General features: G+C 46.5%; 18 protein-coding genes and 1 pseudogene. 11 read left to right on the top strand and 8 right to left on the bottom strand.

Annotation, left to right across the window (positions count from 1 at the left end; translation table 11 throughout):
* The first annotated feature begins 14 nt into the window (after positions 1-14).
* A complete protein-coding gene (locus CVV44_08775; GenBank protein ID PKL38952.1) occupies positions 15-4,277 on the top strand; it encodes a CoA activase in 4,263 nt (1,420 codons plus the stop codon).
* Here CVV44_08775 and CVV44_08770 read toward each other — a convergent pair.
* The gene (locus CVV44_08770; GenBank protein PKL38951.1) at positions 4,268-4,582 is read right to left on the bottom strand and encodes a hypothetical protein; all 315 of its coding nucleotides are present in this window, start codon (positions 4,580-4,582) and stop codon (positions 4,268-4,270) included. The genes CVV44_08775 and CVV44_08770 overlap by 10 nt on opposite strands.
* Before the next feature lie 166 nt (positions 4,583-4,748).
* Here CVV44_08770 and CVV44_08765 point away from each other — a divergent pair, with 166 nt between their 5' ends.
* A complete protein-coding gene (locus CVV44_08765) occupies positions 4,749-5,582 on the top strand; it encodes a hypothetical protein (GenBank protein ID PKL38950.1) in 834 nt (277 codons plus the stop codon).
* A 62-nt stretch (positions 5,583-5,644) separates the two neighbouring features.
* Here the strand turns inward: CVV44_08765 and CVV44_08760 are convergent, their stop codons facing one another.
* The 5 genes from CVV44_08760 to CVV44_08740 are packed head-to-tail and all read right to left on the bottom strand — an operon-like array spanning position 5,645 to position 10,481.
* A complete protein-coding gene (locus tag CVV44_08760; protein PKL38949.1) occupies positions 5,645-6,598 on the bottom strand; it encodes a site-2 protease family protein in 954 nt (317 codons plus the stop codon).
* Positions 6,598-7,074: a hypothetical protein gene (locus tag CVV44_08755; protein PKL38948.1), complete on the bottom strand. Its 477-nt coding sequence runs from the start codon at positions 7,072-7,074 to the stop codon at positions 6,598-6,600. The genes CVV44_08760 and CVV44_08755 overlap by 1 nt, the downstream gene beginning before the upstream one ends.
* Before the next feature lie 58 nt (positions 7,075-7,132).
* Positions 7,133-7,648 (bottom strand): TlpA family protein disulfide reductase, encoded by a 516-nt coding sequence (locus CVV44_08750; protein PKL38947.1) that lies wholly within the window; start codon positions 7,646-7,648, stop codon positions 7,133-7,135.
* Positions 7,649-7,672: 24 nt separating this feature from the next.
* Positions 7,673-8,872 (bottom strand): hypothetical protein, encoded by a 1,200-nt coding sequence (locus CVV44_08745; GenBank protein PKL38946.1) that lies wholly within the window; start codon positions 8,870-8,872, stop codon positions 7,673-7,675.
* A gap of 43 nt (positions 8,873-8,915) precedes the next feature.
* Positions 8,916-10,481: a hypothetical protein gene (locus CVV44_08740; protein PKL38945.1), complete on the bottom strand. Its 1,566-nt coding sequence runs from the start codon at positions 10,479-10,481 to the stop codon at positions 8,916-8,918.
* A gap of 173 nt (positions 10,482-10,654) precedes the next feature.
* Here CVV44_08740 and CVV44_08735 point away from each other — a divergent pair, with 173 nt between their 5' ends.
* Together CVV44_08735 and CVV44_08730 are read left to right on the top strand one after the other, a co-directional pair.
* A complete protein-coding gene (locus CVV44_08735) occupies positions 10,655-11,479 on the top strand; it encodes a hypothetical protein (protein PKL38944.1) in 825 nt (274 codons plus the stop codon).
* A gap of 141 nt (positions 11,480-11,620) precedes the next feature.
* On the top strand, positions 11,621-12,820 hold the full coding sequence (locus tag CVV44_08730; protein PKL38943.1) for a hypothetical protein: 1,200 nt from the start codon (positions 11,621-11,623) through the stop codon (positions 12,818-12,820).
* A gap of 9 nt (positions 12,821-12,829) precedes the next feature.
* On the opposite strand, the gene CVV44_08725 is transcribed toward CVV44_08730, so the two are convergent.
* On the bottom strand, positions 12,830-14,773 hold the full coding sequence (locus CVV44_08725) for a hypothetical protein (GenBank protein PKL38942.1): 1,944 nt from the start codon (positions 14,771-14,773) through the stop codon (positions 12,830-12,832).
* A gap of 205 nt (positions 14,774-14,978) precedes the next feature.
* On the opposite strand from CVV44_08725, the pseudogene CVV44_08720 reads away from it, so the two are divergent.
* The 4 genes and pseudogenes from CVV44_08720 (at position 14,979) to CVV44_08705 (ending at position 19,884) form a co-directional block, all read left to right on the top strand.
* Positions 14,979-15,641: pseudogene (locus CVV44_08720) on the top strand (hypothetical protein).
* A 297-nt stretch (positions 15,642-15,938) separates the two neighbouring features.
* A complete protein-coding gene (locus tag CVV44_08715; GenBank protein PKL38941.1) occupies positions 15,939-17,177 on the top strand; it encodes an IS91 family transposase in 1,239 nt (412 codons plus the stop codon).
* A 479-nt stretch (positions 17,178-17,656) separates the two neighbouring features.
* On the top strand, positions 17,657-18,262 hold the full coding sequence (locus tag CVV44_08710) for a Crp/Fnr family transcriptional regulator (GenBank protein ID PKL38940.1): 606 nt from the start codon (positions 17,657-17,659) through the stop codon (positions 18,260-18,262).
* Between the two features lie 101 nt (positions 18,263-18,363).
* Positions 18,364-19,884, top strand: a complete 1,521-nt coding sequence (locus CVV44_08705; protein ID PKL38939.1) for a hypothetical protein — start codon at positions 18,364-18,366, stop codon at positions 19,882-19,884.
* A 381-nt stretch (positions 19,885-20,265) separates the two neighbouring features.
* Here the strand turns inward: CVV44_08705 and CVV44_08700 are convergent, their stop codons facing one another.
* Positions 20,266-20,532 (bottom strand): hypothetical protein, encoded by a 267-nt coding sequence (locus tag CVV44_08700; GenBank protein ID PKL38938.1) that lies wholly within the window; start codon positions 20,530-20,532, stop codon positions 20,266-20,268.
* 233 nt (positions 20,533-20,765) lie between these two features.
* Here CVV44_08700 and CVV44_08695 point away from each other — a divergent pair, with 233 nt between their 5' ends.
* The 3 genes from CVV44_08695 (at position 20,766) to CVV44_08685 (ending at position 23,262) form a co-directional block, all read left to right on the top strand.
* On the top strand, positions 20,766-21,581 hold the full coding sequence (locus CVV44_08695) for a hypothetical protein (GenBank protein ID PKL38937.1): 816 nt from the start codon (positions 20,766-20,768) through the stop codon (positions 21,579-21,581).
* 29 nt (positions 21,582-21,610) lie between these two features.
* Positions 21,611-22,435, top strand: a complete 825-nt coding sequence (locus tag CVV44_08690) for a hypothetical protein (protein PKL38936.1) — start codon at positions 21,611-21,613, stop codon at positions 22,433-22,435.
* A 185-nt stretch (positions 22,436-22,620) separates the two neighbouring features.
* The gene (locus CVV44_08685; GenBank protein ID PKL38935.1) at positions 22,621-23,262 is read left to right on the top strand and encodes a hypothetical protein; all 642 of its coding nucleotides are present in this window, start codon (positions 22,621-22,623) and stop codon (positions 23,260-23,262) included.
* The last annotated feature ends 6 nt before the right edge of the window (positions 23,263-23,268 follow it).

Below are 23,268 nucleotides of genomic sequence, written 5' to 3'. Positions count from 1 at the left end.
CGGGGAGTAACAAAATGAATCAAAACACGTATGTATTGGGTATCGATACGGGCTCCATTGCCGTAGCCATGGTGGTCATGACAGAAGAGAAGAAAATTATTAAATCATTCTATGCTTTTCATGAAGGGCACATTAAAGAAACGATTTTAAAAGGCCTCGAAGAATTCGGCCTGCCTGGAATAACCGGTGTGGCCATTACGTCTTCGACGCCGGATATCTTAAGCGCCGGCGCCCGGTATGACAACAGGGTGGCAGTTATAACAGCGGCAAGACATCTCCATGAAAGGGTAGGGTCCATGCTTATTATCGGCGGTGAAAAATTTGGTCTCCTGCTTTTTGATGATGAGGGAAATTATCTCAACTATAAATCCAATTCTTCATGCGCGGCAGGGACGGGCAGTTTTCTTGATCAGCAGGCCCGCAGGCTCAATCTTTCCGATATCGGTGCCTTCAGTGCTATTGCCGCTGATAACAGGGGAACCATCCCACGAATTGCTTCACGGTGTTCCGTGTTCGCCAAGACGGACCTGATTCATGCCCAGCAGGAGGGCTACAGCCTGGAGGAAATCTGTGATGGACTCTGTTACGGCCTGGCAAAGAACGTGGTGGAAACACTGTTCAGTAATGAGAAACCATGCTCTCCCCTGATCATGACAGGCGGGGTTTCCCTGAACAGCGCCGTGGTGAAGCATCTGTCGGAACTCACGGGGATGGAGATCACTGTTGATTCTATGTCCCATCTTTACGGCGCCATTGGTACAGCCCTGGAGTTTATAGATGAGTCAGAAAAAATAGATAAGAATAAGAAAAGGAATACAAATGCATGCCATTTTTCAACAGCTGAAAGTTTATTCAGGGAGGAAAAATCTGTAAGGGCCTATCACTATGAACCCCTGGCTCTGTCCCTGTCGACATATCCTGAATTTACCGGCCTTTACAGTTTCACCTATGTTTCATCGCTCTTTTCCATGGCCACTCCCGTTGAGGTGGATATATACGAAGAGATAAGGGAACGGCACATGCCTGTTTACCTTGGTATAGATATAGGTTCCACCAGTACCAAGGCCGTGGTGATGGAATGTTCCGGAAAAGTAGTGGCCGGATTGTATACCAGAACAGCGGGGCGACCCATCGAGGCGGTGCAAACCATATTTGAGGCCATAGATCATATACATGATGAGTACGGTGTTTCCTTCGAATTCCTGGGTGTGGGGACGACGGGTTCCGGAAGAAAATTTGTAGGAAGCATTATTGGAGCCGATGAGGTGATCGATGAGATTACGGCCCATGCCAGGGCTGCCTATTCCCTTGATCCCGGAGTCGACACAATAATAGAAATCGGCGGCCAGGACGCAAAGTTTACAACTATGAAAAACGGCATGGTGACCTTTTCAATCATGAACAATGTGTGCGCGGCAGGCACGGGCAGCTTTATCGAGGAGCAGGCCCGTAAACTTGGGTGTCCCCTGGAGGAATATTCGGGAAGGGCGGAAAAGGCCAGGGCGCCCCTGGCCAGCGACCGCTGCACCGTATTCATGGAAAGGGATATCAATTATTATCTCAGCGAGGGATTCGGCATCGGCGAGGTGCTGGCCTCGGTCCTTCATTCCGTGCGGGAGAATTATCTTACCAAGGTGGCAATCGAAAAGAATATCGGTGATAAAATATTCTTCCAGGGGGCCACGGCAAAGAACAGGGCCCTGGTAGCGGCATTCGAGCAGCGCCTGGGAAAGCCCATAATGGTATCGCGTTATTGTCATCTTACCGGGGCCCTGGGAGTGGCTCTCTGTGTACAGGACAAGGGAATATCGGGAACGGATTTCCGGGGGATATCACTGTACCGGCAAAAAGTACCGGTACGGAGCGAGGTATGTGAACTCTGCGGCAATCATTGTAAAATCAAGATTGCCGAAGTGGGGGACGATACGGTGGCTTTCGGCTTTTTGTGCGGAAGGGATTACGAGACAAAAAAATTTGTAAATCGGAACACTTCGGGTTTTGATCTCATCAGGGACCGGAAAAAAGTTCTAAAAACAGAGTCACCTGTGGAACATATGTTTGATATCACTGTAGGAATCCCGGCGGCGCTGTATCTTTTTGAGGATGTGCAGCTCTGGAAGGATTTCTTTCATCGTTTGGGAGTGAAGACAGTGACAAGCGAGGGATTTCGTAACGGTGTGCAGGAAGGGAAAAAAATTACCGGCGCGGAATTCTGTGCACCCATGTCGGAGCTGCACGGGCATGTTTCCTGGCTCAGTACGAAGGCCGATTATATATTTTTGCCCGTATATATGGAGAAAAAGAAGGACAGGGAATTACGGCGAAACTATTGCTATTATACGCAGTATGTACCTTCTATTATCTCATGCACGGCTGAGTTCAGGAACAAAGACATAATTCTTTCTCCGGTTGTGCGTTCCCTGGGGAACAGTATGATGATGAAGGTACAGCTGTTTAAGATGCTGCGAAGGATAACGCAGGGAAGGATTTCATATCCCCAGGTATCCTCAGCCTATGAAGCGGCTCTTAAAAAACATTCCCGGACAGAGAAGATGCTGCGGCAGATATTTCAGCAAAACATGAGGGGCGATGATGTTGATGTCGTTCTTCTGGGAAGGCCGTATACTGTCCTCTCCCCGGCCATGAACAAGGGAATCCCGGAGATTTTCGGGAAGCTGGGAGTCAGGGCCTTTTTCCAGGATATGCTGCCCGAATCGACCGTATCCCGAAAACCCATAGGTCCCATTCTCAAGGCTTTTCACTGGCACTATGCATCGCAGATACTGGAGTCGGCGGAGAAAATCGCCAATAGCAGCGGTCTCTATCCCGTTCTTGTTACATCATTCAAATGCACACCCGATGCGTATACCGTGGAATATTTTAAAAAGATAATGGATGCCCACGAGAAACCATACCTTATCCTGCAGCTTGATGAACACGATTCCAGCGTGGGATATGAGACGAGAATAGAGGCAGGTATCCGTTCTTTCAGAAATCACTTTGAAAGCCACGCACAACGAAAATCTGCCCGGTATGAACAGATAAACCCCGTAGTATGCAATGACGTACGAATACTGAAGGGTAAAACACTCCTGCTGCCGCGATGGGACAACCTCCTGGGAGAGCTTATGGCGGCGGTGCTTCAGCATGAGGGTGTTGATGCCAGGGTTGTCGATGAGAGCAATGAGTCAATTCAGCGGAGCCTCAGTCACAACACGGGACAGTGTATCCCTCTTAATATTATGGTGCAGAATTTTGCCGAATATATCCGAAAGAATAATCTGGACCCGGCCCGAACCGTGGTCTGGAATATCAATTCCCGCATATCGTGCAATCTGGGCATGTTTCCTTATTACACAAAGAGCCTATTCGAAGACATGGGGAACGGCATGGAAAACGTGGAAGTATACACGGGCAGGATTACCTTTACCGATGTGTCCATCAAGGCCGGCATCAACATGTATCTCGCCTTTATGTTCAGCGGCATGATCAGGAAAATGGGATGCCGGGTGAGGCCCTACGAGGTGGTGCCGGGATCAACGGACAGGGTTATTGAACAGTCCATGGAAATCATCAGGGAGGCCTTCAGGCAGGATCATAACCGGGAGCAGGCGATAGAAGAAGTAGTGACGCTCTTTGAAGGCGTGGAACTGGTGAGGACTGAACGGCCTAAGGTGGCCATATTCGGTGATCTCTACGTACGGGACAATGATATTATGAATCAGAACCTGGTAAAGACTATTGAGGCCAATGGCGGTGAGGTAATTCCGACGCCATACAGCGAAATGCTCAAGATCATTGCCGATCCCTATATCAGGAAATGGTTTCGGGAAGGCAATTATGTCGAGGCCATGACGTCACGAGTTCTGAAAGAGGCCATTGCGGTTTTTGAACGACGATATCAGAATTCCTTCAATCGGATATTGCAGGAAGAGGAAGAGCATACTGCTGCACTCACCGGGGAAGCGCTGGAGAGATTCAATCTCCACATAGAACAGAGCGGTGAGTCCATGGAAAATGCCCTGAAGATTCTTTCACTGGTTTCCCGGCATGATGATATAGCTCTCTTTGTACAGATGAATCCGTCCTTCTGCTGTCCTTCACTGGTTACACAGGCCATGGCACAGCATATCGAGGAGATAACGGGCATTCCCGTCGTTACCATTGAATATGACGGCACGGGCAGCTTTAAAAATGAAGCTATTATCCCCTATCTGAAATACCCCAGGAAAAGGCCGACGCAGGAAGACCTGGAGCGGGAACGATGCTATGCCTGACGGGAAAAGGGAGGAAGATTGTTCAGTTTCAGGTATTTGATGTACCTTCTGATTATGATGGCGGAACAGATGATGTCAAAGGCATACCACAGGGCCATGAAGTGCAGATACACATTTTTTGTAATGCCCTGCCCGATGATTGACCATGACGGATCAGCCTGGAATTTATTCAGTCCGTACAGGAGAGCGGCCGTTGTCAGTCCGAAGAGAAGGGCAACGGCCATGGACAGGGAATATATTCGGCGGTAGGTTTTCATGGTGACTGTTATGAGAAAAGCAATGAGTAGTACTGCTGCAAAATTCACAATTAACCTCCATGCAACGTCTCCAGGTCATACTGCGATGCAGTTGTAGTGAATGTCAACTGGAAATATGACCGTGGCGCTGCTACCCTGGGGGATAAATATCTTGACGGTGTTATGAAACACGTATATGAAGCATTCATTTAATGCACTCATATTAATGTAAAGGATGGATGTTATCATGGCCAAAAAATCAGTCATTGTGCTGTTTATCTTGTTTCTGTCATCTTTTGCCTACTCAGGTGAAGACCTTCGTGATGCTGTTGATCGACTTCTCACTGTTTCAGGCTCTAAAACCCAGGTGTCTCAGTATCCCTCGCTTTTCAAGGCACAGCTTGAGGCTCAGAAAAATTATATGGAATACAGGGTTTACAGCCTGATAGAACAGTCCATGATGAGGGCCTTTGGCAATAATGCATTCCATGCCGATATGACCGATTACCTGGAAAAGAATGCCTCGGTATCGGGACTGAGACCGGTGTTGGACTGGTATAACTCTCCCCTGGCAAAGAAAATGGTGGACCTGGAAGTGAAAATGACCACACCGGAGGAGTACCGGAAAATGAGCATCTATGCCATGAAACTGCAATCGGAACCCCCCTCCGATGAGAGAATGGTGCTGGTACAGAAACTGGACGCGGTTCTGGAGGCATCGCAGCTCAGCAAACAGGTATTGTCGGTTTTCTTTAAAAGTTTTCTCCAGGGCTTTAATGCAGTGCAGATAGAGGGTCAGAAGAAGTCGGTCGAGGAGCTGGAAGCACAGCTGAAACAGATCAATGACAGGCTCGATGCACAGGTGAAGGGACAGATTATGGTAACCTTCCTCTACATGTATAACACGGCTTCGGACGATGAGCTTCGTGAATATATATCCTTTTATGAATCGCAGCATGGGCATTATTTCGCGAAGCTCATGAGTGATGCCACGATTTATGCCTTTGAGAAGTATGCGCAGCGCTATGGAACAGCGCTGGCGGAGATACTAAAAAAAGAGTTAAAATGATAAATAGAGTAATTGCTTTGTATACAAAGAACCCGGAATTCAATCCGGGTTCTTTAATGTCGTTATAACAAGCTGACCGGGACCGGTATGAAAGTCAGGATGAAGATCAGCATGCAGAACCATCCCAGGGCCTTTTCTCCTGTGGAGAGTGCAGGGCCGTTTTCTACGGGTGGATGGGCCACCATGAGGAAAAGAAGCGTTGCGGCTATCCAGAAAAGCCAGCCCGGGAAAAAGAAGGAAAGAACGATGAGCATGGCAAGGGCAAACCATCCGAAATAGCGCTGTTTGGGACCGATGAGCGCGTAAAGGATATGCCCGCCATCGAGCTGGCCCAGTGGCATGAGATTGAGCCCAGTGATGAGAAAACCGATCCATCCTGCCCATGCATAGGGAGAAAGAAAAATATCATGGCCGGCGGGAATAGTGCCGTGGAAAAAGCGAACGATAAAGCCATAGAGAAGAGAATCTCCGAAGATTATCACGGGAATCTCACCACCTGTAGGGGGAAGGGGCTTGATTTCCGAGAGATATATTCCCGCAATTGATGCGGCCAGGCTGACGATAAATCCCGGCAGGGGGCCCATGGCTCCCACATAAAAAAGGGCTCGCCGGTGCGGAATGGGTGATCGGGTTTTTATCACGGCGCCCATGGTTCCCACGGGAGGGAAGGGCAGGGGAATAAAGTAGGGGAGGGTGGCCCGGATACCGAAGGCCCGGGCTGCAAAATAATGGCCGAATTCATGGCACAGGAGAATGGCCATGAGTGTGATGGAATAGGAAAATCCGCTCATAAAGAAGGACAGAAAATCATTTCCCTTATAGGCGCCCGCGTAGGTCGTACTGATTACGGTCAGGAGGAAAAGGACAATGTTCGGCCATACCGGTGAAGGCCGGGAATCGGGTAAAGTGATTTCATCGGGGTTTTCCACGTAGACCGGGCGGCGGATGCCGGTGTTTAACCGGTTGAAATAATTTTTCAGAAATACTTTGGCTTTCTGAATGAAGCGCTGCATCATCAGATCAGCACCTCCTGTTTTTTTGTGATGGGGATAGGCGTAAGTCCCATCTCTTTTACGAGACGCTGAAGTTCACGGGGCGATACAAAGGCGCTTCCACCGGGCCATGCGACAAATATCCAGTTATCCGGCGTTTCCCCGAGGCGGGACCGGCCCTCGTACCATCCCCTGACCAGGTCTTCACGGGTTATTCGACCCGCCGCTGACGCTACACGCACGGGTTGGACAGGATGATATCCCGCAGGTCCGACAGGGCCGCTGAGCTGAAAAAACCGGAATGTTGTGCCGTTTGCAGCTATGACCAGGGTAAAAACGGGAGGGATGCTGATTCCGTTAAGCCGGATATGGCCGAAGCGGGCAACACCACCTTCCTCCGTATAGGTATCGCGTACCGAATAGGAGACGGTGGGCCCGCATGAAAGGCCCCACAGGATTATGAGTGACAGAAGGGTTATGGTGAAAATATTTCGTTTCATGAATAAAGAGTATCTCCCATTGAATAGTTGTTTCAGTTTTTTGTTTAGCAGGAATATTCTAAAGGAAAAAAAGTCTCAGCCTGATACCGGCTTCGGTGCTATAGCCGACCAAGTGTGAACGGATACGGCCTTCCCTGTCGAGGATGTATATGGAGGGAAAGGCATTGACGTGGTAGTCTCTTCCCGTATCTTCCGTGCCCAGAAGAATGGGAACAGTCAGATCATGGTCGCGACTGAACTTTCTGATCTCATCGGCACTGTCATATGACAGGGCCACGGCCACTACGTTTATTTTACGGGGATCCGTGGCCTTTCGTATCGATGCAATATTTTTCGATGAGAATCGACATACGGTGCACCAGGGGGCAAAGAAGTAGAGGACGGTTTTTTTGCCTTTCAGGCTTTCCAGTGTAAGGGATTCGCCCTCCAGAGTGGTCAATGTGAAAGGGGGAGCCGGGGAATCCGTTGAGAGCATGTTTCTCGATTGCCAGTGCATGATGCCCGCAGCAACTATCATGAAGACAACCAATTCAATGATATAAGAAAGGATCTTTTTTTTACTGATATTCTTCATGTCTGTATAAGCCCGCCTTACTTTTCAATATTTCGATTTGATAAACATTGTATAGGTACCGATTTTTTTTTCGATATACTGTCCCGTATACTCATTTTCCCATTGGGATGTATCGCTATTAATAGCGCGGTATAGAGAAATGAGGGTTTCTGAGTTCCTGATCAATTCCCTGTTCCGTATCCGTGAAGATTCGGTCCGTGAGAGAAAAAGTTTTTTATAGAGCAGGGAAACAAAATGGCTGCCGTCGGGGGAGAATCGCACGTCCTCGCCCTCCAGTCCTGTCATAAAGAGCGACCGGTCCATAGGGGTATAGAGCGTAATAATCTGGTTGAGGAGCAGAGAAACAGGACCACCGTGTCGGGGAGCGTGGAGGTTGGTATTCAGGGAACCGGAGATGATCCTTTCTTTTTTCCCCTTTAAAATATTATACAGGGTGATGGAGTATTCGCCGGTATAACCGGAGCGGTACAGGAGTTCATGGTTGCTTATCCAGAAAAGCTCCGTAGCCGAGGTCATATCATCGATTTTACTTTTATTTTTACCGGTGAGTAAATAGGCTGAATACTGGCCGCCGCTGCCGCTTATGATGAGGCTGTTTTTTTTGTTGGAAGCCTGGTGCAGCATAATCGGATTGTTTCCATCGAACAGCGATGTGTATTCTTTTTTTTGCAGGATGATTTTAGAACTTTCCGAATCAGGGAAGTATTCTATTATGCCGCGGTCTGATTCAACAAGAATGCCGCCCGTGGGAGAAAGGGTGAAATCCAGGAAAGGGAAAGGAGCCTTTTCACTTTTCATATTTCGGCTGACGATATTGAGGACTATCCTGCTGTTTACAGGGACTGGATGTTTTCCAATTGTGAGCATTTTAAGGTACAGATATCGTCCGTCAAGGCTCAGGACAGACGCCGTGACTGTACCGGAAATTCGGGCGATTTCCCTGTGGCCCTGGCGATCGAGATGATAAGAACTGATTATATTCGTTTCGGGGAGTTCACGTATATAGATGATCTCATGACCGTTTATCCAGTCGGCAAAAATGACATCACGTACTATGAAGCGTGATGCAGCAACTGCATAGGCATCGAGTTTCGATGCCATGAGCTTCGAGTGATACGGGGAGTTCTTTTTAATGTAAATGGCGTCAAGATCAATGTCCCGGCTCAGGGCATGATGCGGGAAGAAAAAACATACCAATCCTATGATGAGCGTGTATTTATTCACGGGATAAACAATAGGAAGAAAAGGTTAAGGTTTTTATCTGCCACTATTGAGCTTCCTTCGTATCTTCATTCTCTTTAATCATATCTTTCTCTGTATCCCCTTCTTTTGCCTTGTCATCATCAATAGTGTTTTCCGGGGTCAGGTCTTTCGCGGGTTCTTTACCCGTATCTTCTTTTAATTCCATTTTCTTTTCCGGGACGGCAAGTGGAGGAATGACGAATTTCTGTCCCGGGAAGATGAGGTCCGGGTCCTTGATCTGGTCTTTGTTAGCTACATAAATTCTGGGCCACTGGCGGGCGTCCTTGTAAACCTTCTGTGCTATACGCCACAGGCAATCCTTGTCTTTTTTATAGTATTGAACAACATATATCTGTGTTTCTCCCGGTTGGGCGATAACGGCAGTATCGGTACCCTGATCGGGCTGACGGACTATGCCGTATTCCTTCTCCAGAGAAACACTCACCGTGTTAAGAAGTGCTTCAGCTTCGATGGATTTCTGAAGGGAATCATTATTTGCGCCTTGATCCAGCAGTTCCCTGCTTTGTGTAATAAGATTGCCGGAACCGGTTATTTCATCGGTAAATTTTTTGTTTTTGTCCCTGGCTGCTAAATCATCCCTGAGCCTGCTTACCGCTTCAAGCTTCTCAGTAGCAATGCCGCGATCGGTGTTTTCCCTGGCTGTTTTCAGCATGGCCTCGGCATCGCTGATTTTCTGACGGGAATCATCGAGGTTTTTCTGCTCCAGACTGGTTTCTGCTTCGTTAAGCAGCGCGGTGACACCGTCAATTTCCTTTAAGGCAAAGTCGCTGCCCCGTTCGTTTTTGAGCGCGTCGGTTTCGTCGCGCAGTTCCCCTATCCTGGCCTTAATATCGCCCGCAGCCATGGAATTTTTCAGTGTGTCAAGTTTGGATGAAGCCTCGGAAATATGTGCCGTAGCCCGCTTAAGATCTTTTTCATTGAGATCATTTTCAGCGACGGATATGAAGGATTCTATATCAGTTACGGCATCCTGGGCATCCTTGTTCAGGTCTTTTGTTTTGATTTCCACCAGAGAGGTTTTGATGGTATCCAGCTCACTGCGAAGAGCGTCTATCTGGGATTCCGACGCAGTCATGGCGGCATTTGCGGCAGACAGGGCTTCCTTTGATTTAAGATAGGAATCCCAGTGCATGTTTTGCGTCATGAGATTTTCAGACTCGGTGATAAGAGCGGCGGTGCGGCTGAAGTCTTCGGGCGCATATTTTTCGGCATAGAGTTTTTCGGCCTGATCATACGCCTGTTTTGCCAGGGCCAGGGTGTCCCGGGCCAGGAGAGGCAGGGATTTTTCAATTGCGGCATCGGCATCAGTCTTGGAGTCGACAGCCAGAGATTTTGCCTTGTCGATGTCTCCTTTTTTAAGCTGCGAATGGCTTTCGTAGAGCTTATCCTCGGCACTTTTAAGCTCTTCCGGAGCATAGGTATCGGCTTTCACTTCATAGCCCCTCGTGATGGCGGAGCGGGCACTGACCATCGCTTTGATGGGAACATCGAGCTGGCACCCGGCAAAAAATGCCGGCAGTAGTATGCTTATAAGGGGAAGCAGTATTTTTTTCATCGGGTTATTCCTCATCCTGGCTCAAATTCAATGTATGTTAATCAGGTATCCGAAACTATATTTATTTTCGACAATTTGTCAATGATTTTCCCAAATTCCGGTTTTTCTCACTGACAGGTACCGGTGTGATTCTGTAACCCCGTAGCCGTCGGCCGTGTCTTATAGTTTATGGACCGGAGGAGCATGTTATGGGGCGCAGCGGATTTTTAAATATTCTGTTTATACTGGCGATAAGTATTTTGCTCACTTCACCCGTGATGCCTCAATCACCGCAGTCATCACTCATCCTCCCTTCAGGTGTCGATTACGCAGTATACAACCGGGCCGGATCGGTTTTTATACTGGACCGGCAGAAGTTACTCGGTGAACGGGTTTCCCGGCGTATTGAAAAACTTTCAGCGGGCCTGAGAATTGTAACGCCATCGGACGATCCCGCAGGATTTGCCGTTTCAGAAAATATGGAAAAAATACTGGGTGAGGTGCGGCAGAGGATCGTCAATGATGAGGATATGAGGAATTACGTGAATTATGCCGAAAGCGCCATGGGACACGATCAGCAGGTTCTGGTCAGAATGCGCGAGCTGCTGCTTCGGGCTTCCAACGGCATTCTCAACAGTGATGACCGGGAACTGATCCAAAGCGAGGTTGATCAGCTCCGGCAGGAGATCGATATGCAGGCGCAGTATGCCTCCTTCAATGGAAAACGGGTTATCCCTGATCTGACCGTAACGGGACTGGGTCTTGATAAGGTAAGCGCCGTGACCGGCACTGAAGCCTCCCTGGGGATGATTGATGCGGCCCTGTCCCGGATTTCGCGTGCACGGGCGATTCTGGGCAGCAGGGACAATATTCTCCGGCTCCGCATCAAGGGCAAAAGTGTCTATTATGTAAACCTGGCGTCATCAATGAGCCGGATATCGGATCTCGACATGGCAGAGGAAATAAGCAGGCTCGCTGAATCCGGCGCTCTTCTGAAAACATCCTACGGCATTCTTATCCTGAAAAATAAATAAATCTGCAGAATTTACAGCACACCGGGGCTGAACTTTATTACAAATTCCGATTGACGTGCCGTATCTTCATCTTTAATTAAGCAGTTAATCAATCTTCCCTTGTTTGCTTTCGGGGAGCAGTAACCGGTGCGGGGTATCTGTATGAAAAAGACTGATTCTCACAGCCTGAAGATTGTTATGGTGACCGATGTATTTGACGGGGCCTGGGGAGGCGGTATGGTTTCCACGGAGCGTTTCGTCCGGGTGCTACGGGAGCAGGGATACGATGTCACAGTATTATCCACCGGTGCTCCTGCAGCGGGTAAAGCAGTGGTGCCGGGCTATTATTTTCCCATTCCGGCCGTTAAAAGAATAATGAAGAAGAATGGATTTATTTTCGCCATCCCGAAAAGAGACATTTTAAAAAAAATATTTGAAGAGGCTGATATCATACACGTGCAGTTTCCTTTTCTGCTGGGGTATGGCACCGTGCGCCTGGCACGGAAACTGGGTAAACCGGTCATATCCTCCTTCCATGTGCAGCCCGAGAATATTCTATATAATATCGGTATCCGAAATGATGCATTGACCGGGATGCTCTACAGGTTTTTCAACAGGATACTATACAACCGCTCGGCAGCTGTTATATGTCCAAGCCGCTTCGCTCGTAGTGAACTTCAAAAACATGGTCTGCAAGTGCCCGGCTTTGTCGTTTCCAACGGCATTCTCCCGCGCTTCAGGCCTGTGGATGCGGTACGAAAGAAAGACTATGATAAGTATTTTATTATCTATACCGTGGGGCGTCTTGCCAGGGACAAGCGTCATGACATCATAATCGATGCCATAAAACAATCGCGGTACGGTGGCCGGATAAAGCTCATAATTGCCGGGAGGGGTCCGTTGGAAGATGAGATAAAGACCCGAGCCGCAGATTTGCCGGTCCCGGCCGATATCGGTTATGTGGATGATGATGAACTTCTTGAAAATTACAATATGGCCGATCTCTATGTCCATGCCTCGGAGGTGGAGCTGGAGTCGATGACGGTTCTGGAAGCCATGGCATGCGGCCTCCCGGCGCTCATCTCCGATTCACGGACCAGTGCGGCGAAACAGTTTGCCCTTGATGAGCGCTTTCTTTTCCGCAGTGACGATCCCCGTGACCTGGCTGCAAAAATCGATAATCTCGTGGAGAACCGGTACGAGTTGGAAAAAGCGGGACGCCAATATCGGGAAAAGGCGGGGCAGTACAGCATTGAGCGGTCCTGTCATCGCCTGATTTCCATTTACAGCATGGTCCTCGAGGGCAGGCAGGAGGAATTGCTTCGCGTTGATGTTGAAGTCGATGCCATGATCCTGCACTGAGGCCGCTGGTCAGTCGCCGCAGAATACCACCTTGTTCCGTCCCGTTTCTTTGGCCTTGTAGAGGGCCTCATCGGCGCGTTTTTTGAGGTCTTCAATACTGCTGCAATGATCGGGAAAGGCAGCCAGTCCCAGGCTCGTGGAGAGGTGCAGATCGGGCCCGGGAAGCTCCTTCAGGAAATCCAGTTTTGCGACGTCGGCACGGATATTTTCCGCCAGCTGCCGGGCCGATGCGATGTCCGTGTCGGGAAGCACAATGGTGAATTCATCGCCGCCGTAACGTGCTATTATATCCGTGCTTCTCAGGCATTTTTTGAATATCGATGCTACTTCCACGATGTACCGGTCGCCGGTTTCGTGGCTGTAGGACTCGTTAACCTCGCGGAACAGATCAAGGTCGGCCATGATGATGGACAGGGTGCTCCCGTTTCTCTGCGCCTTTCCGAATTGTTCTGTCAGGGAGCTGTCGAGATAACGCCGGTTGTATAAACCGGAAAGTTCATCGGTGATGGCCCGGCGGCTGGCATTATCACCCCACTTCACCATCTCGGAGATAAAACGGCCCGTGCTGCTCAGGCGTCCCGAGGTGATATCGAGCATTCCCCGCATTATCTTAATGGCCACCAGGGGCCATTTATCCATGAGGGAGAAAAAGTCGTTCTTGTCCAGGGCCAGGATCACGCTGTCTTCGCGGGCGGTTATGGTGGCGGAGCGGAGGGCATTTTCGAAGATGGCCATCTCGCCGAAAAAATCACCAGGAGAAAACTCGGATATAATTTTTTCCTCTTCATCATCGACACGTATGGAAGCTGTGGCACCCCCCGATTCGATGATGAAGAGTTCATTGCCTTCATCACCCTCGCTGCAGATGATGCTGTCCTGTTTATACGTATGGGGTTTCAGGAAGCCCGATATGATTTTCAGTTCCGAGATATACAGCGGAGAGAAGACTGTGACGGTCTGGAGAAAAGGGATGAGATTATCTATGAGGGTCTCGGCCGTTCTGATTCCGCTGCCGCCGCTGTCGCGCTGTTCAAACATTTTGGCGTATGCCAACTGGATAACGGTTTCTATGGTCTCGCCCTGGGCCGGGTATTCGGCCAGTCCCATGCTATAGGTGAGCTTCAGGGTCCTGTCGGCTATAAGATCCCCGATATCCAGGTCACTCAGCTTACGGAATAATTCCTGCGCCGACTCAATGGCTTCATCGGCGCTCCTGCCGAAGTATGCCACGATGAATTCATTGCCCCTGAACCGGATGGGGATTTCATTGTCACCCAGGGCGGAAATAACCGTGGAAGAAATGGCTTTCAGGGCCCGGTCTCCGGCCTCGTGTCCGAAGGTATCGTTGACACTTTTAAAATCATCGGGTTTTACCACGAGCAGCCCGGTTTTATCGAACTGCTTTAAAAGACCGGGGACCTCATCGTCAAGATAGGTCTGGTTGTAAAAATTGGTCAGCTTGTCCTTGTACATCTGCTCCTTGAGATCGTTGATCCAGGAGCTTTTTTCCGTGATGACCTTGTTGGTTCGGCGTATCCTGCCGGCGTTGAGTGTGATGAGGGTATGATACATTTTTACGAATATATCGGGATGCTTGTTATACAGTACTTCCAGTTCCTGGCCTTCGCCGGGGAAGATCAGCAGGGAGCTGTCGCAATGCGCTATGGCCGTGGCTGTCCGGGGATCGTTCTCAAAGAGATCGAATTCACCGAAGATTTCGCCTTCAATGAAGAAGGCCAGTGTGTTATCGCGGTCAAGATAGGCGTCCTGGACGATGCGGATTTCACCTTTGTCCACGATATAGCACGACGTGCTTCTGTCGCCGTTTTTAAAAAGGATCGAGCCCTCCGTGTAATCGGACTGCTGCGTATATTCGGTTATTATAAGCAGTTCCTGCTCATTCAGGTTCCCGAAAAGAGGAATTCTTTTCAGCAATTCGGTTTTTCTGTCCATGGGGGTCCGCCTGTATGCGATTTGATATGATGTTGGATACTATTGCTACAGGAAGGATATATGATCAAGAAATAAATTATTGCCTGTCGGAATATGGCGGTTCGGCAGGGGATTTCTCCCGGTGATGATTTTAATTGACAGCAGGGGTCGGGCGTGTAATAGTATCATAGATATACACATTAAAATCCAACACGAGGTATACGGCATGGCGGAAGTCAGAAGCGTGGTGAGGCTCGATCAGAAATTAATTGAAAACGGCATTATAGATCCAACGCTGGAAAAGGACTATAAAAAAGTTCATGATATGATGAACAGGCATGTGCGGAAATCGGGAAAGATTCTCACCGAGGAGACCTTTATAAAAGGAGAGCAGGCCCTGCGCAACTGGCTCATGCTCCTGTATAAAAAGGGGGCAACGCAGGAGAAGCTGACCAGTTACCTTCGCTGCGGCCTGGCGCACCTCTCCTTTGATTACATCGAATCAACCTATGAGCAGATCGATATCGACGGGCTCGTTACACGGGCCCTGCAGTCCTTCAAAAACAGAAATTATCATAACTCATTCTTCAAGGTTTCCCCTGCCGAGATGGAGAAGCTCGAGGCCAAAAAACGGGAGGCAAAAAAGAAAGCCGCAAAGAAAACCGTAACAGCGAAGAAAAAAGTGGTAAAGAAAAAAGCGGTTAAAAAGAAAGCAGTCAAAAAGAAGACGGCGACAAAAAAGACCGCGGTTAAGAAGGCCGTAAAAAAGAAAACCGCAGCAAAAAAAGCGGTAAAGAAGAAGGTGGTCAAGAAAAAAGCCGTTGCGAAGAAAAGCGTGAAAAAGAAGGCAGCAGCCAAAAAGACGGTAAAAAAGAAAACCGCAGCGAAAAAAACACCGGTTAAGAAAGCAACGGCAAAACCAAAGAAGGCTGCCGTGAAAAAAGCTAAAAAGAAAGTTTTGAAAAAGCAGAAGGAAGGCCTGTTCTCGAAGTTTTTCGGGAAGAATGACTGAGAAATTATTTTTAAAAATGAAAAAGAGAACCGGGCTGAGAGAAATTTCAGGCCGGTTTTTTTGTGGACAGAAGTAGATTGGGGCCTTTTGGCTATGCAGCCGCTGTAAGAATACTACCCGGTATCTGTTGCTGTTTTTATTCACCTATAACTTCTGTTCCTTCGTATACTCTGTGTGTACATCTGTTCAGAGCATGGAGACAAACCCGCTTATCAACCGGGCCTTGAGCGGTGGAGCGCCTATAAATTCCTGTGGATACGCCACTGGCAGGGGTTCCAGGAAATATATGACGAACGCTTCAGGGACCGGTATGGTCCGCTTACAAAAGAAAAGAAGGAGGAAGCACATAAGCTCATCAAATGCGGCAGGTTCCGGAATGGCTTTGTCCGCCATGCCTGTAGCGGATGCGGCACGGTTCTCGTGGTGCCATTCACCTGCAAGTCTCGTCTTTGTGTCTCATGCTACAGAAAGAAACTTTTCGGCTGGTCCCTCAATCTTTCCTGCATACTCAACACGAATCTGAATCACTTTCATGTGACCTTCACGGTGCCGGGCGCCTTGAGTCAGGTATTGTTTGAAAAGGGTTATAATACGGCGGATATGATAAAAGAGGCTTCACAATGCTATCGCGACATCCTCATGACGGCAGCCGGGCTTAAGGGAAAGGAACATAAACCAGGCGTTATAGCCACGGTCCATTCCTGTGGAAACGGATTGAACTATAACCCGCATGTTCATCTCATCGGTACCTCAGAACTCGTCAATACTGAAACGGGTGAAATACTCGAGAATATTTTTATCCCCTACAAAAAGGCACGCTTTATATGGATGCAGCATTTTTTACGCCATCTTGTCAGGACCCGGATAATTACGAAGGATGAACATGACTTTTATATTGCACAGTATGTTAATGGCTTCCATGTCTATTTCAAACCGGTCAGGGGGAACAATAACGAAATCCTTTTCAGAGCAACGGAATATATTGCCACAGGGTATATGAACAACAGCCAGATCGTTAAAGTTGATAACGAGCGAAAAACCGTGACCTTTCGGTATAAGAGCTGGGTGAATCGGCAGAGCGGAGAGAAATCATACGCGGTAAAAACCATGGACATTTACGAGTTCATGGCCCTCATGCTTTTTTTTCTGCCGGACCGGAATGAGAAAACTATTCGATATTATGGCATATACGCCAGCGGTATAAGAGAAAAGCTGGATTACATAGAAAAGAAAACATGGCGTGACGCGGTTCAGCATTGTTTTGAGAAAGACCCGGAACTCTGCCCTCAATGCGGAACTGTTATGCTGGCCGATGTAGCGTATTCTTTACAGGCACCGAATTCTATTGACTCGCTGATTAAAACCCATGTAATACAAAAAGGCTATTTTATACCGATAAAGAAACCTCCCTGATAAGGATTTCGCTTTTCATGAAAAACAGTTTGTTATGCGAATTTGCAGATGTAATAATATTCATCAGTGGGGTTAGTGCGCAAAAGTCCGGCAAATTTTCTTTTTTGGCGCGCGAAAAATTTAAAAAAGCCTTGCCTTCCCGGAATATTTTGTCAATACATTAACGTAGCGTTGTTCAGGAACGTCCTTCCGATAAGACCTGTTGTGTCCCTTGGACCGGTTTCGGGCGGTGGAGATTCCACTATGTATCTAAATACAGTAAAAGCCTTGCATAGCCGGCACTTTTTGTCAATATTTGAACACACTGGGGCACTGATGCAGGGTTTTTGAAAATGCATTTTGCCCTGTGAGCCGGCTGATGATGATGCTGTTTTAATAGCAATGGGCGTATATGTCCTGAATACTTTCTTGACGATGGGAGGCTGTTCAATGTAAAATGAAAACAATATAAATACTAATGGATGGCTATGTAGTACATAATGATTTTTAATGATAACAATATACCTGTTTTAAACCGTCTCAGGCGCAGCATCGAAAAAATAGTTAAAATTCCCGATATTGAATGGGACTATGCGGTAAAAAATTTTAGTACCGTAACATTTAAAAAAGATTCATTTCTTCTTCATGCAGGAGAAAGACCAAATCGATTGTTTTCCCTTATAAAGGGTCTTGTTCGATTTTATTATATTACCGGATCAGGCAAAGAATATAATAAATATTTTGTAATGGATAATAGATTTTTCAGTTCCTTCAGTGCTCTTTTTCTCAATTTGCCATGCGGCTTTTATATACAGGCTTTTGAAGAGACAGAAACAATTACAATTTCCAAAAGTTCAATGGAAGAACTTTATAATAGACACTCCTGTTGGGAGAGATATGGACGCTTAATAGCCATATCGTTTATTCGTCATATGGAGGAACGAGAGAAAGAATTTCTTCTTGATCCCCTGGAAATACGTTATGCGAAATTTCTTGATGAATATCCTGACTTGATAAACAGGATTCCTCAATATCATATCGCTTCATATCTTGGTGTTACTGATGTTGCTTTGTCCCGCCTGAGACATACTAAAAATTTAAAGTAATGTTTTAATCTTCCCCAATAAAAAAATTAACCTCTTAACATGGGTTAATGAACTTGTGAATCAGGCTCCTTATATTGATTTCAGTTGATGTGATACTTTAAATGTACAAGGGGCATATCATGAGTGATTATGATGTTATTGTTATCGGTGCCGGTTGTGGAGGTCTGAGTTCCGGAGCTCTTCTTGCTCACCAGGGACGCAGAGTTCTTCTTCTTGAACAAAGTAGCAGAATTGGAGGCTGTTGTTCTACCTTTGAGCAGCAGGGGTATAAAATTGACCTTGGTGCCTCTATTATCGAATTTCCTCAAGTCATTGACTGGTGTTTTAAAAGAATGGGTACGTCTTTTGAAAAGGAAGTCGATCTTATTCCTGTTGATCCGACCTTTTCTGCCATACTTCACGATGGAACCAGTGTCACCTATCCAATTTCTCTGGAAGAAACAAAAAGAGAGATAGAAAAATTTGCACCGGAAGATGTTAAAGGCTGGGAAAAATATTCAAAAAAAATTGAAGGATTTCTCGATGCAGCTCTGGATGGTTTTTTTGTCACTCCTGCAAATAACTTGACCGATGTAATTAAGCTGTTTGCTAAAACTCCCGCTTTATTGAAATACAATAGTCTTTTCTTCAGCAGTTACGAAGGGGTCATGAGGAAGTATTTTAAGAACGAGAAGCTCCTTGAATCATTTTCTTTTCACAGTTTTTATGCCGGTCTTCCTCCCGCGCTTTTACCGGGACATTATGCCATGATTCCTTATGCAGAGCATAAAGGCATATATTATAGTAAAGGCGGCATGATCGGAATTCCAAAGGGTTTCCAATCATGTGGAGAAAAAGCAGGAATGATAGTTCAGGTGAATGCCCCTGTTGAGAAAATTTTGATTGAAAACAAAAGAGTGAAAGGGGTGCTGCTGGAAGACGGTACAGAAATTACCGCAAATATTGTTGTGTCTAATATTAATTCTAAGAAAATGTATTTTGACTTAATTGGCGAAGAATATCTTCCCTGGCTTGCTAAAGTCGGATTAAAAAGTTATGTGTATTCGATGGCAACACCAATGCTGTATCTTTGTCTTGATTATGCGCCTCCTCTAAAAGATCATCATACATTGATGACTTTACCCATGGGTAAAACAAATGATTATTGGAATAATCATTACCTGAAAGGAAGTTTCCCCCAGGAACAGTTTGGTATTTTAAGCTGGACAACCAAATCAGATCCTTCTCTGGCGCCGAAAGGACATCATATCATTGCAGTTACACTGGCTCCGGGAGTTTATAATCTGAAGGGGACCACATGGGATGCAGAAAAGCCTCACTTAAAAGAAAGAATTATAAAGTTTCTTGCTGATAGGTATCTTCCCGGTCTTGAGGAACATATTGTTTTAGCAGAACTCTCTACACCCGTTGATTTTGAAAAAAGACTGAGGTCTCCCGAAGGGGCTATATATGCTTTGAGACAGGACCTTCCTCACTCCATGATGTTTCGCCCATCTGCACGGTCGAGACACATTAAAGGGCTGTATCTTACAGGGGCTTCAACCCATCCTGGAGGAGGCGTGCCGACGGTAACGGCATCCGGAATGATTGCTGCTGATTTAATAGAAAAATATGAACAATAAGGAGAAGGTAAAATGAAAGCGTTAATAATTATTGCAGTCATTGTCAGTGCGCTGCTTTTATTGTATATCATTCAGCCGAAAAGCAGAAGGCAGTTTATTTTAAATTTTTTAAAACAAATTATATATCTTATTCCAAGATATTTTGCCTGATTGAGTATATGAATCTATGCAGAAGGAGTCTTCTGCATAGACGGTTTGAAATATATTTAAACCGTCAAAGATTTTACATATTTTTTTATAAACTTACATTTCAAAAAAGCCTTGCCTGTCCGTAATATTCTGTCAATAATTTGACATATTGGTCATCAGGAACGGGTTCCGATAAGACTGAGGGTTATATCACATTTATTTTCAATGTGATATAAGCCGGTTTGATCAGCATTATCGCGACATCCTGTAGCTGCTAGCAGGCGGACCTCCTACCCTCTCAGCGAAACCGATGAGGCAGCGATTATGGGGATTGAATTCATTTTTATTTGAAAGAGTACAGAGCAAATAATCCCTGATTTCTTGAGAGCCTATTTCGATCGGAGACCTGTTGAAGTATTCGGAATACTGCCTGATGATCGGCAAATATCTTTTCTGTGTGTTTTCCGGCAGGTTCCGCAATTCGTAGTTTTCCCTTACTTTTTTACTCATTTTGTCCATGACAGTGCCTCCAAAGTTGTTTTTCTGGAGGATACTTTATTATGCATACATTCTGGAAGAAAAATGTTGTTGCGGGAAAAATCAGGATGGGTATGATGAATAGAAAGCTACGGCAAAGCGTTTTTGTTCAAGAGACATTCAATCTCATGGACTTGTTTCCCGTGGCGGTAATTACCATATATCATATTCAATAGAAATTTCTGAACAATACTTTTTTATCAGGGCAATCCGAAATGTTATTACGATTATATAAACCTTCTCCGCCCCTAGCACCCTTTATCGAATCATATATTGTTTTTGAAGATGACGGCAGTCTGAAAGATCTGCCCATGAATATCGTCCCCAACGGATTACCTGAAATCGCTGTACATTATGGTGATCACTGCGAAAGCCACATTAATTATCCCGGTGAGGTTAAGGGGGGATATTTATATGGTCCCCATAACAGACCTGGTTTCTTCAGGCCGCGGGGCAGGATAAAATGCCTGTGTGTCCTTTTTAAACCTTATGGCGTCTTTAAGATTTTCGGGCATCCCCAGGTTGAATTCAGGAATCTTGCGGTGAACCTTGAAGATATTTGCGGCATAGACGGGACTGACGTTATAGAAAAGGTAGCACTTGCGAAGACGCCGGAGGAGAAAGCACTGGCGATGGATTCCTTTCTGTCGTGTCAATATATCAAGGCGGTAGAACGGTCAACCGATATCGACAGAGAGCTGGTGTATATAATACTGACCAAAGGTGCGGTAAAAATCAGGGATATTTGCAAACGGATGGATGTTAATATCAAAACTCTGGAGCGGCGGTTTAAATACACACTGGGACTTACACCGAAGGAGTTTGCGACGATTATTCGTATCAATCACGCATATCGGCTTTTGAAAACAAACGATTCCAATGATATCCAGGATGTCGTGTTTGAGTGCGGATATTATGATCAGTCCCACTTTATCAACGACTTCAAAAATCTTACCCGCTTCACACCTGATGTACTCATGAAGACTTCTGATGCTCATGTAATTTATCTGAACAGAATATATACATATTGAATATTAATCCTGATTAAGAGGAATTGAACATGTTTTGCCAGGAATATATTCCGTCTCAACAGTTATCTTCCTATATCAAATCCTTTATCCTCATCGAGGATGAAGAAGGTGCCTTCCGGAACCAGCCCATGAACATCTATCCCAGCGGACACCTGGAAATGATCATATCTTTTGGAGACAGGGTAATTTTCTCAACGGACAACTATCAGCTGAAAAGCGCTTCCGGTTACCTGGGCGGCCAGATCCTTGAGCCCGTGTATTACCGGTGCCTGGGCAATCTGCGTATTCTTTCGGTGATCTTCAGGCCCTATGGGATCTACCGCTTTCTCGATATTCCACAGGTTGAATTCAACGGGCGCAGGATAGATCTCGACCTGGTCATGGGCCGCCCCGGAAAGGATTTCATTGCGCGGTTGTGCGATGAACCGTCCCGGGAGAAGAAGATTTCTCTGGCAGACAGTTTTTTCTGCAACTTGCTTTCAGGTAAAGCGATGAAAGCTCTCCATATAGCCCGGGCTTCATTTTTTCTCAACAACTTCAGGAACGATGTCAATATCAGCAGCATCTGTACCACACTCAACGTAAGCATCAAGACTCTGGAAAGGGACTTCAGACGCATTGTGGGGATTACTCCCAAAGAACTGTCACGGGTCCTCCGATTCAACGAGGCTTTCAACAGGATCAATTCCGGCAAATGTCATGACCTCCAGGACCTCATATTTGAGTGCGGCTATTATGACCAAGCCCACTTTATAAACGAGTTCAGACTCTTCACCTCGCTGACACCTACCGCTTTTATCAATAAACAGAAGGAGACCGTAGAACGTTCTTTCCGTGAAGTAGTGAAGATTTAACCCAGTCCATTAGAATACTTTATCCTTCCAGCTGAAAGTCTTTTCATGTGAGATTCTAAAATGTCGATTTTTTCCAATACCGGCAGAATTATTTTTATTATATTCCATTTTGAATAATATCCATATGAACGGCTTTATCCGGTGGAATCTATGGAGAACAGCAAATATTTTAACAGGGTAGTTATATGAAAAATTTGATGTTATCGGTTACTGCGGTTTTTGTATTGTTTTTTGTGAGCGATCTCTTTGCCGCTCCCCGAGCCAAAGCAAAAAAGGAAGGCAAAACAATATATCTCGGGATCTATGGAAGCGTCGGTGTTTCTGGCGCTACCATGGGTTCGGACCCACAGGAAGATTACGAGGGAGTGAAGCTATCTTACTCAACCCCTGTTGCGCGGATTGCTTATGTAAGCCTGGAAGATCCCGGTCTAATGGCGTGGTTCGATATCGGCATGCTGTGGATGGGCTACAAGACCAGGGGGAAGGCCACGGGAACTATTTATACACAGGAACTGGAATATGTAAACATGAACTTTATGGTTGGCATTAAGAAGAGTTTTTTTTATGCCGGCGCAGGCTTGTATGTGGCCCCGGCAACAAACGCCTGGTGGTGGTCGGAATCTGATTCCGTCAACATGGCAGGGCAATGGAAAATGGACCTGGGTCTCAATCTTGAGACGGGTTTACGCTATGTGGTGAGAGATTTTATCTGGTTTATCGGAGCGAATTTCAAAAAAGGCATCGTTGATGTGCATGACGGGTATGTCCCCTCGGTTAAAAATTACGACATTCTTTTTGTTGCGGGTGTTATTTACGGGTTATTTTAACATAAT

The sequence above is a fragment of the Spirochaetae bacterium HGW-Spirochaetae-1 genome, assembly GCA_002839375.1.
Lineage (GTDB): Bacteria > Spirochaetota > UBA4802 > UBA4802 > UBA5550 > PGXY01.
This window is presented reverse-complemented; position numbering and strand designations above follow the sequence as displayed.

Bases quoted from the DNA above. Each gene is read 5' to 3' on its own strand.
- CVV44_08695 (PKL38937.1), top strand. From the start codon at position 20,766: ATGTTATTACGATTATATAAACCTTCTCCGCCCCTAGCACCCTTTATC.
- CVV44_08740 (PKL38945.1), bottom strand. From the start codon at position 10,481: ATGAGGAATAACCCGATGAAAAAAATACTGCTTCCCCTTATAAGCATA.
- CVV44_08760 (PKL38949.1), bottom strand. From the start codon at position 6,598: ATGATGCAGCGCTTCATTCAGAAAGCCAAAGTATTTCTGAAAAATTAT.
- CVV44_08775 (PKL38952.1), top strand. From the start codon at position 15: ATGAATCAAAACACGTATGTATTGGGTATCGATACGGGCTCCATTGCC.
- CVV44_08690 (PKL38936.1), top strand. From the start codon at position 21,611: ATGTTTTGCCAGGAATATATTCCGTCTCAACAGTTATCTTCCTATATC.
- CVV44_08755 (PKL38948.1), bottom strand. From the start codon at position 7,074: ATGAAACGAAATATTTTCACCATAACCCTTCTGTCACTCATAATCCTG.
- CVV44_08765 (PKL38950.1), top strand. From the start codon at position 4,749: ATGGATGTTATCATGGCCAAAAAATCAGTCATTGTGCTGTTTATCTTG.
- CVV44_08750 (PKL38947.1), bottom strand. From the start codon at position 7,648: ATGAAGAATATCAGTAAAAAAAAGATCCTTTCTTATATCATTGAATTG.
- CVV44_08700 (PKL38938.1), bottom strand. From the start codon at position 20,532: ATGGACAAAATGAGTAAAAAAGTAAGGGAAAACTACGAATTGCGGAAC.
- CVV44_08705 (PKL38939.1), top strand. From the start codon at position 18,364: ATGTACAAGGGGCATATCATGAGTGATTATGATGTTATTGTTATCGGT.
- CVV44_08730 (PKL38943.1), top strand. From the start codon at position 11,621: ATGAAAAAGACTGATTCTCACAGCCTGAAGATTGTTATGGTGACCGAT.
- CVV44_08685 (PKL38935.1), top strand. From the start codon at position 22,621: ATGAAAAATTTGATGTTATCGGTTACTGCGGTTTTTGTATTGTTTTTT.
- CVV44_08710 (PKL38940.1), top strand. From the start codon at position 17,657: ATGATTTTTAATGATAACAATATACCTGTTTTAAACCGTCTCAGGCGC.
- CVV44_08735 (PKL38944.1), top strand. From the start codon at position 10,655: ATGGGGCGCAGCGGATTTTTAAATATTCTGTTTATACTGGCGATAAGT.
- CVV44_08725 (PKL38942.1), bottom strand. From the start codon at position 14,773: ATGGACAGAAAAACCGAATTGCTGAAAAGAATTCCTCTTTTCGGGAAC.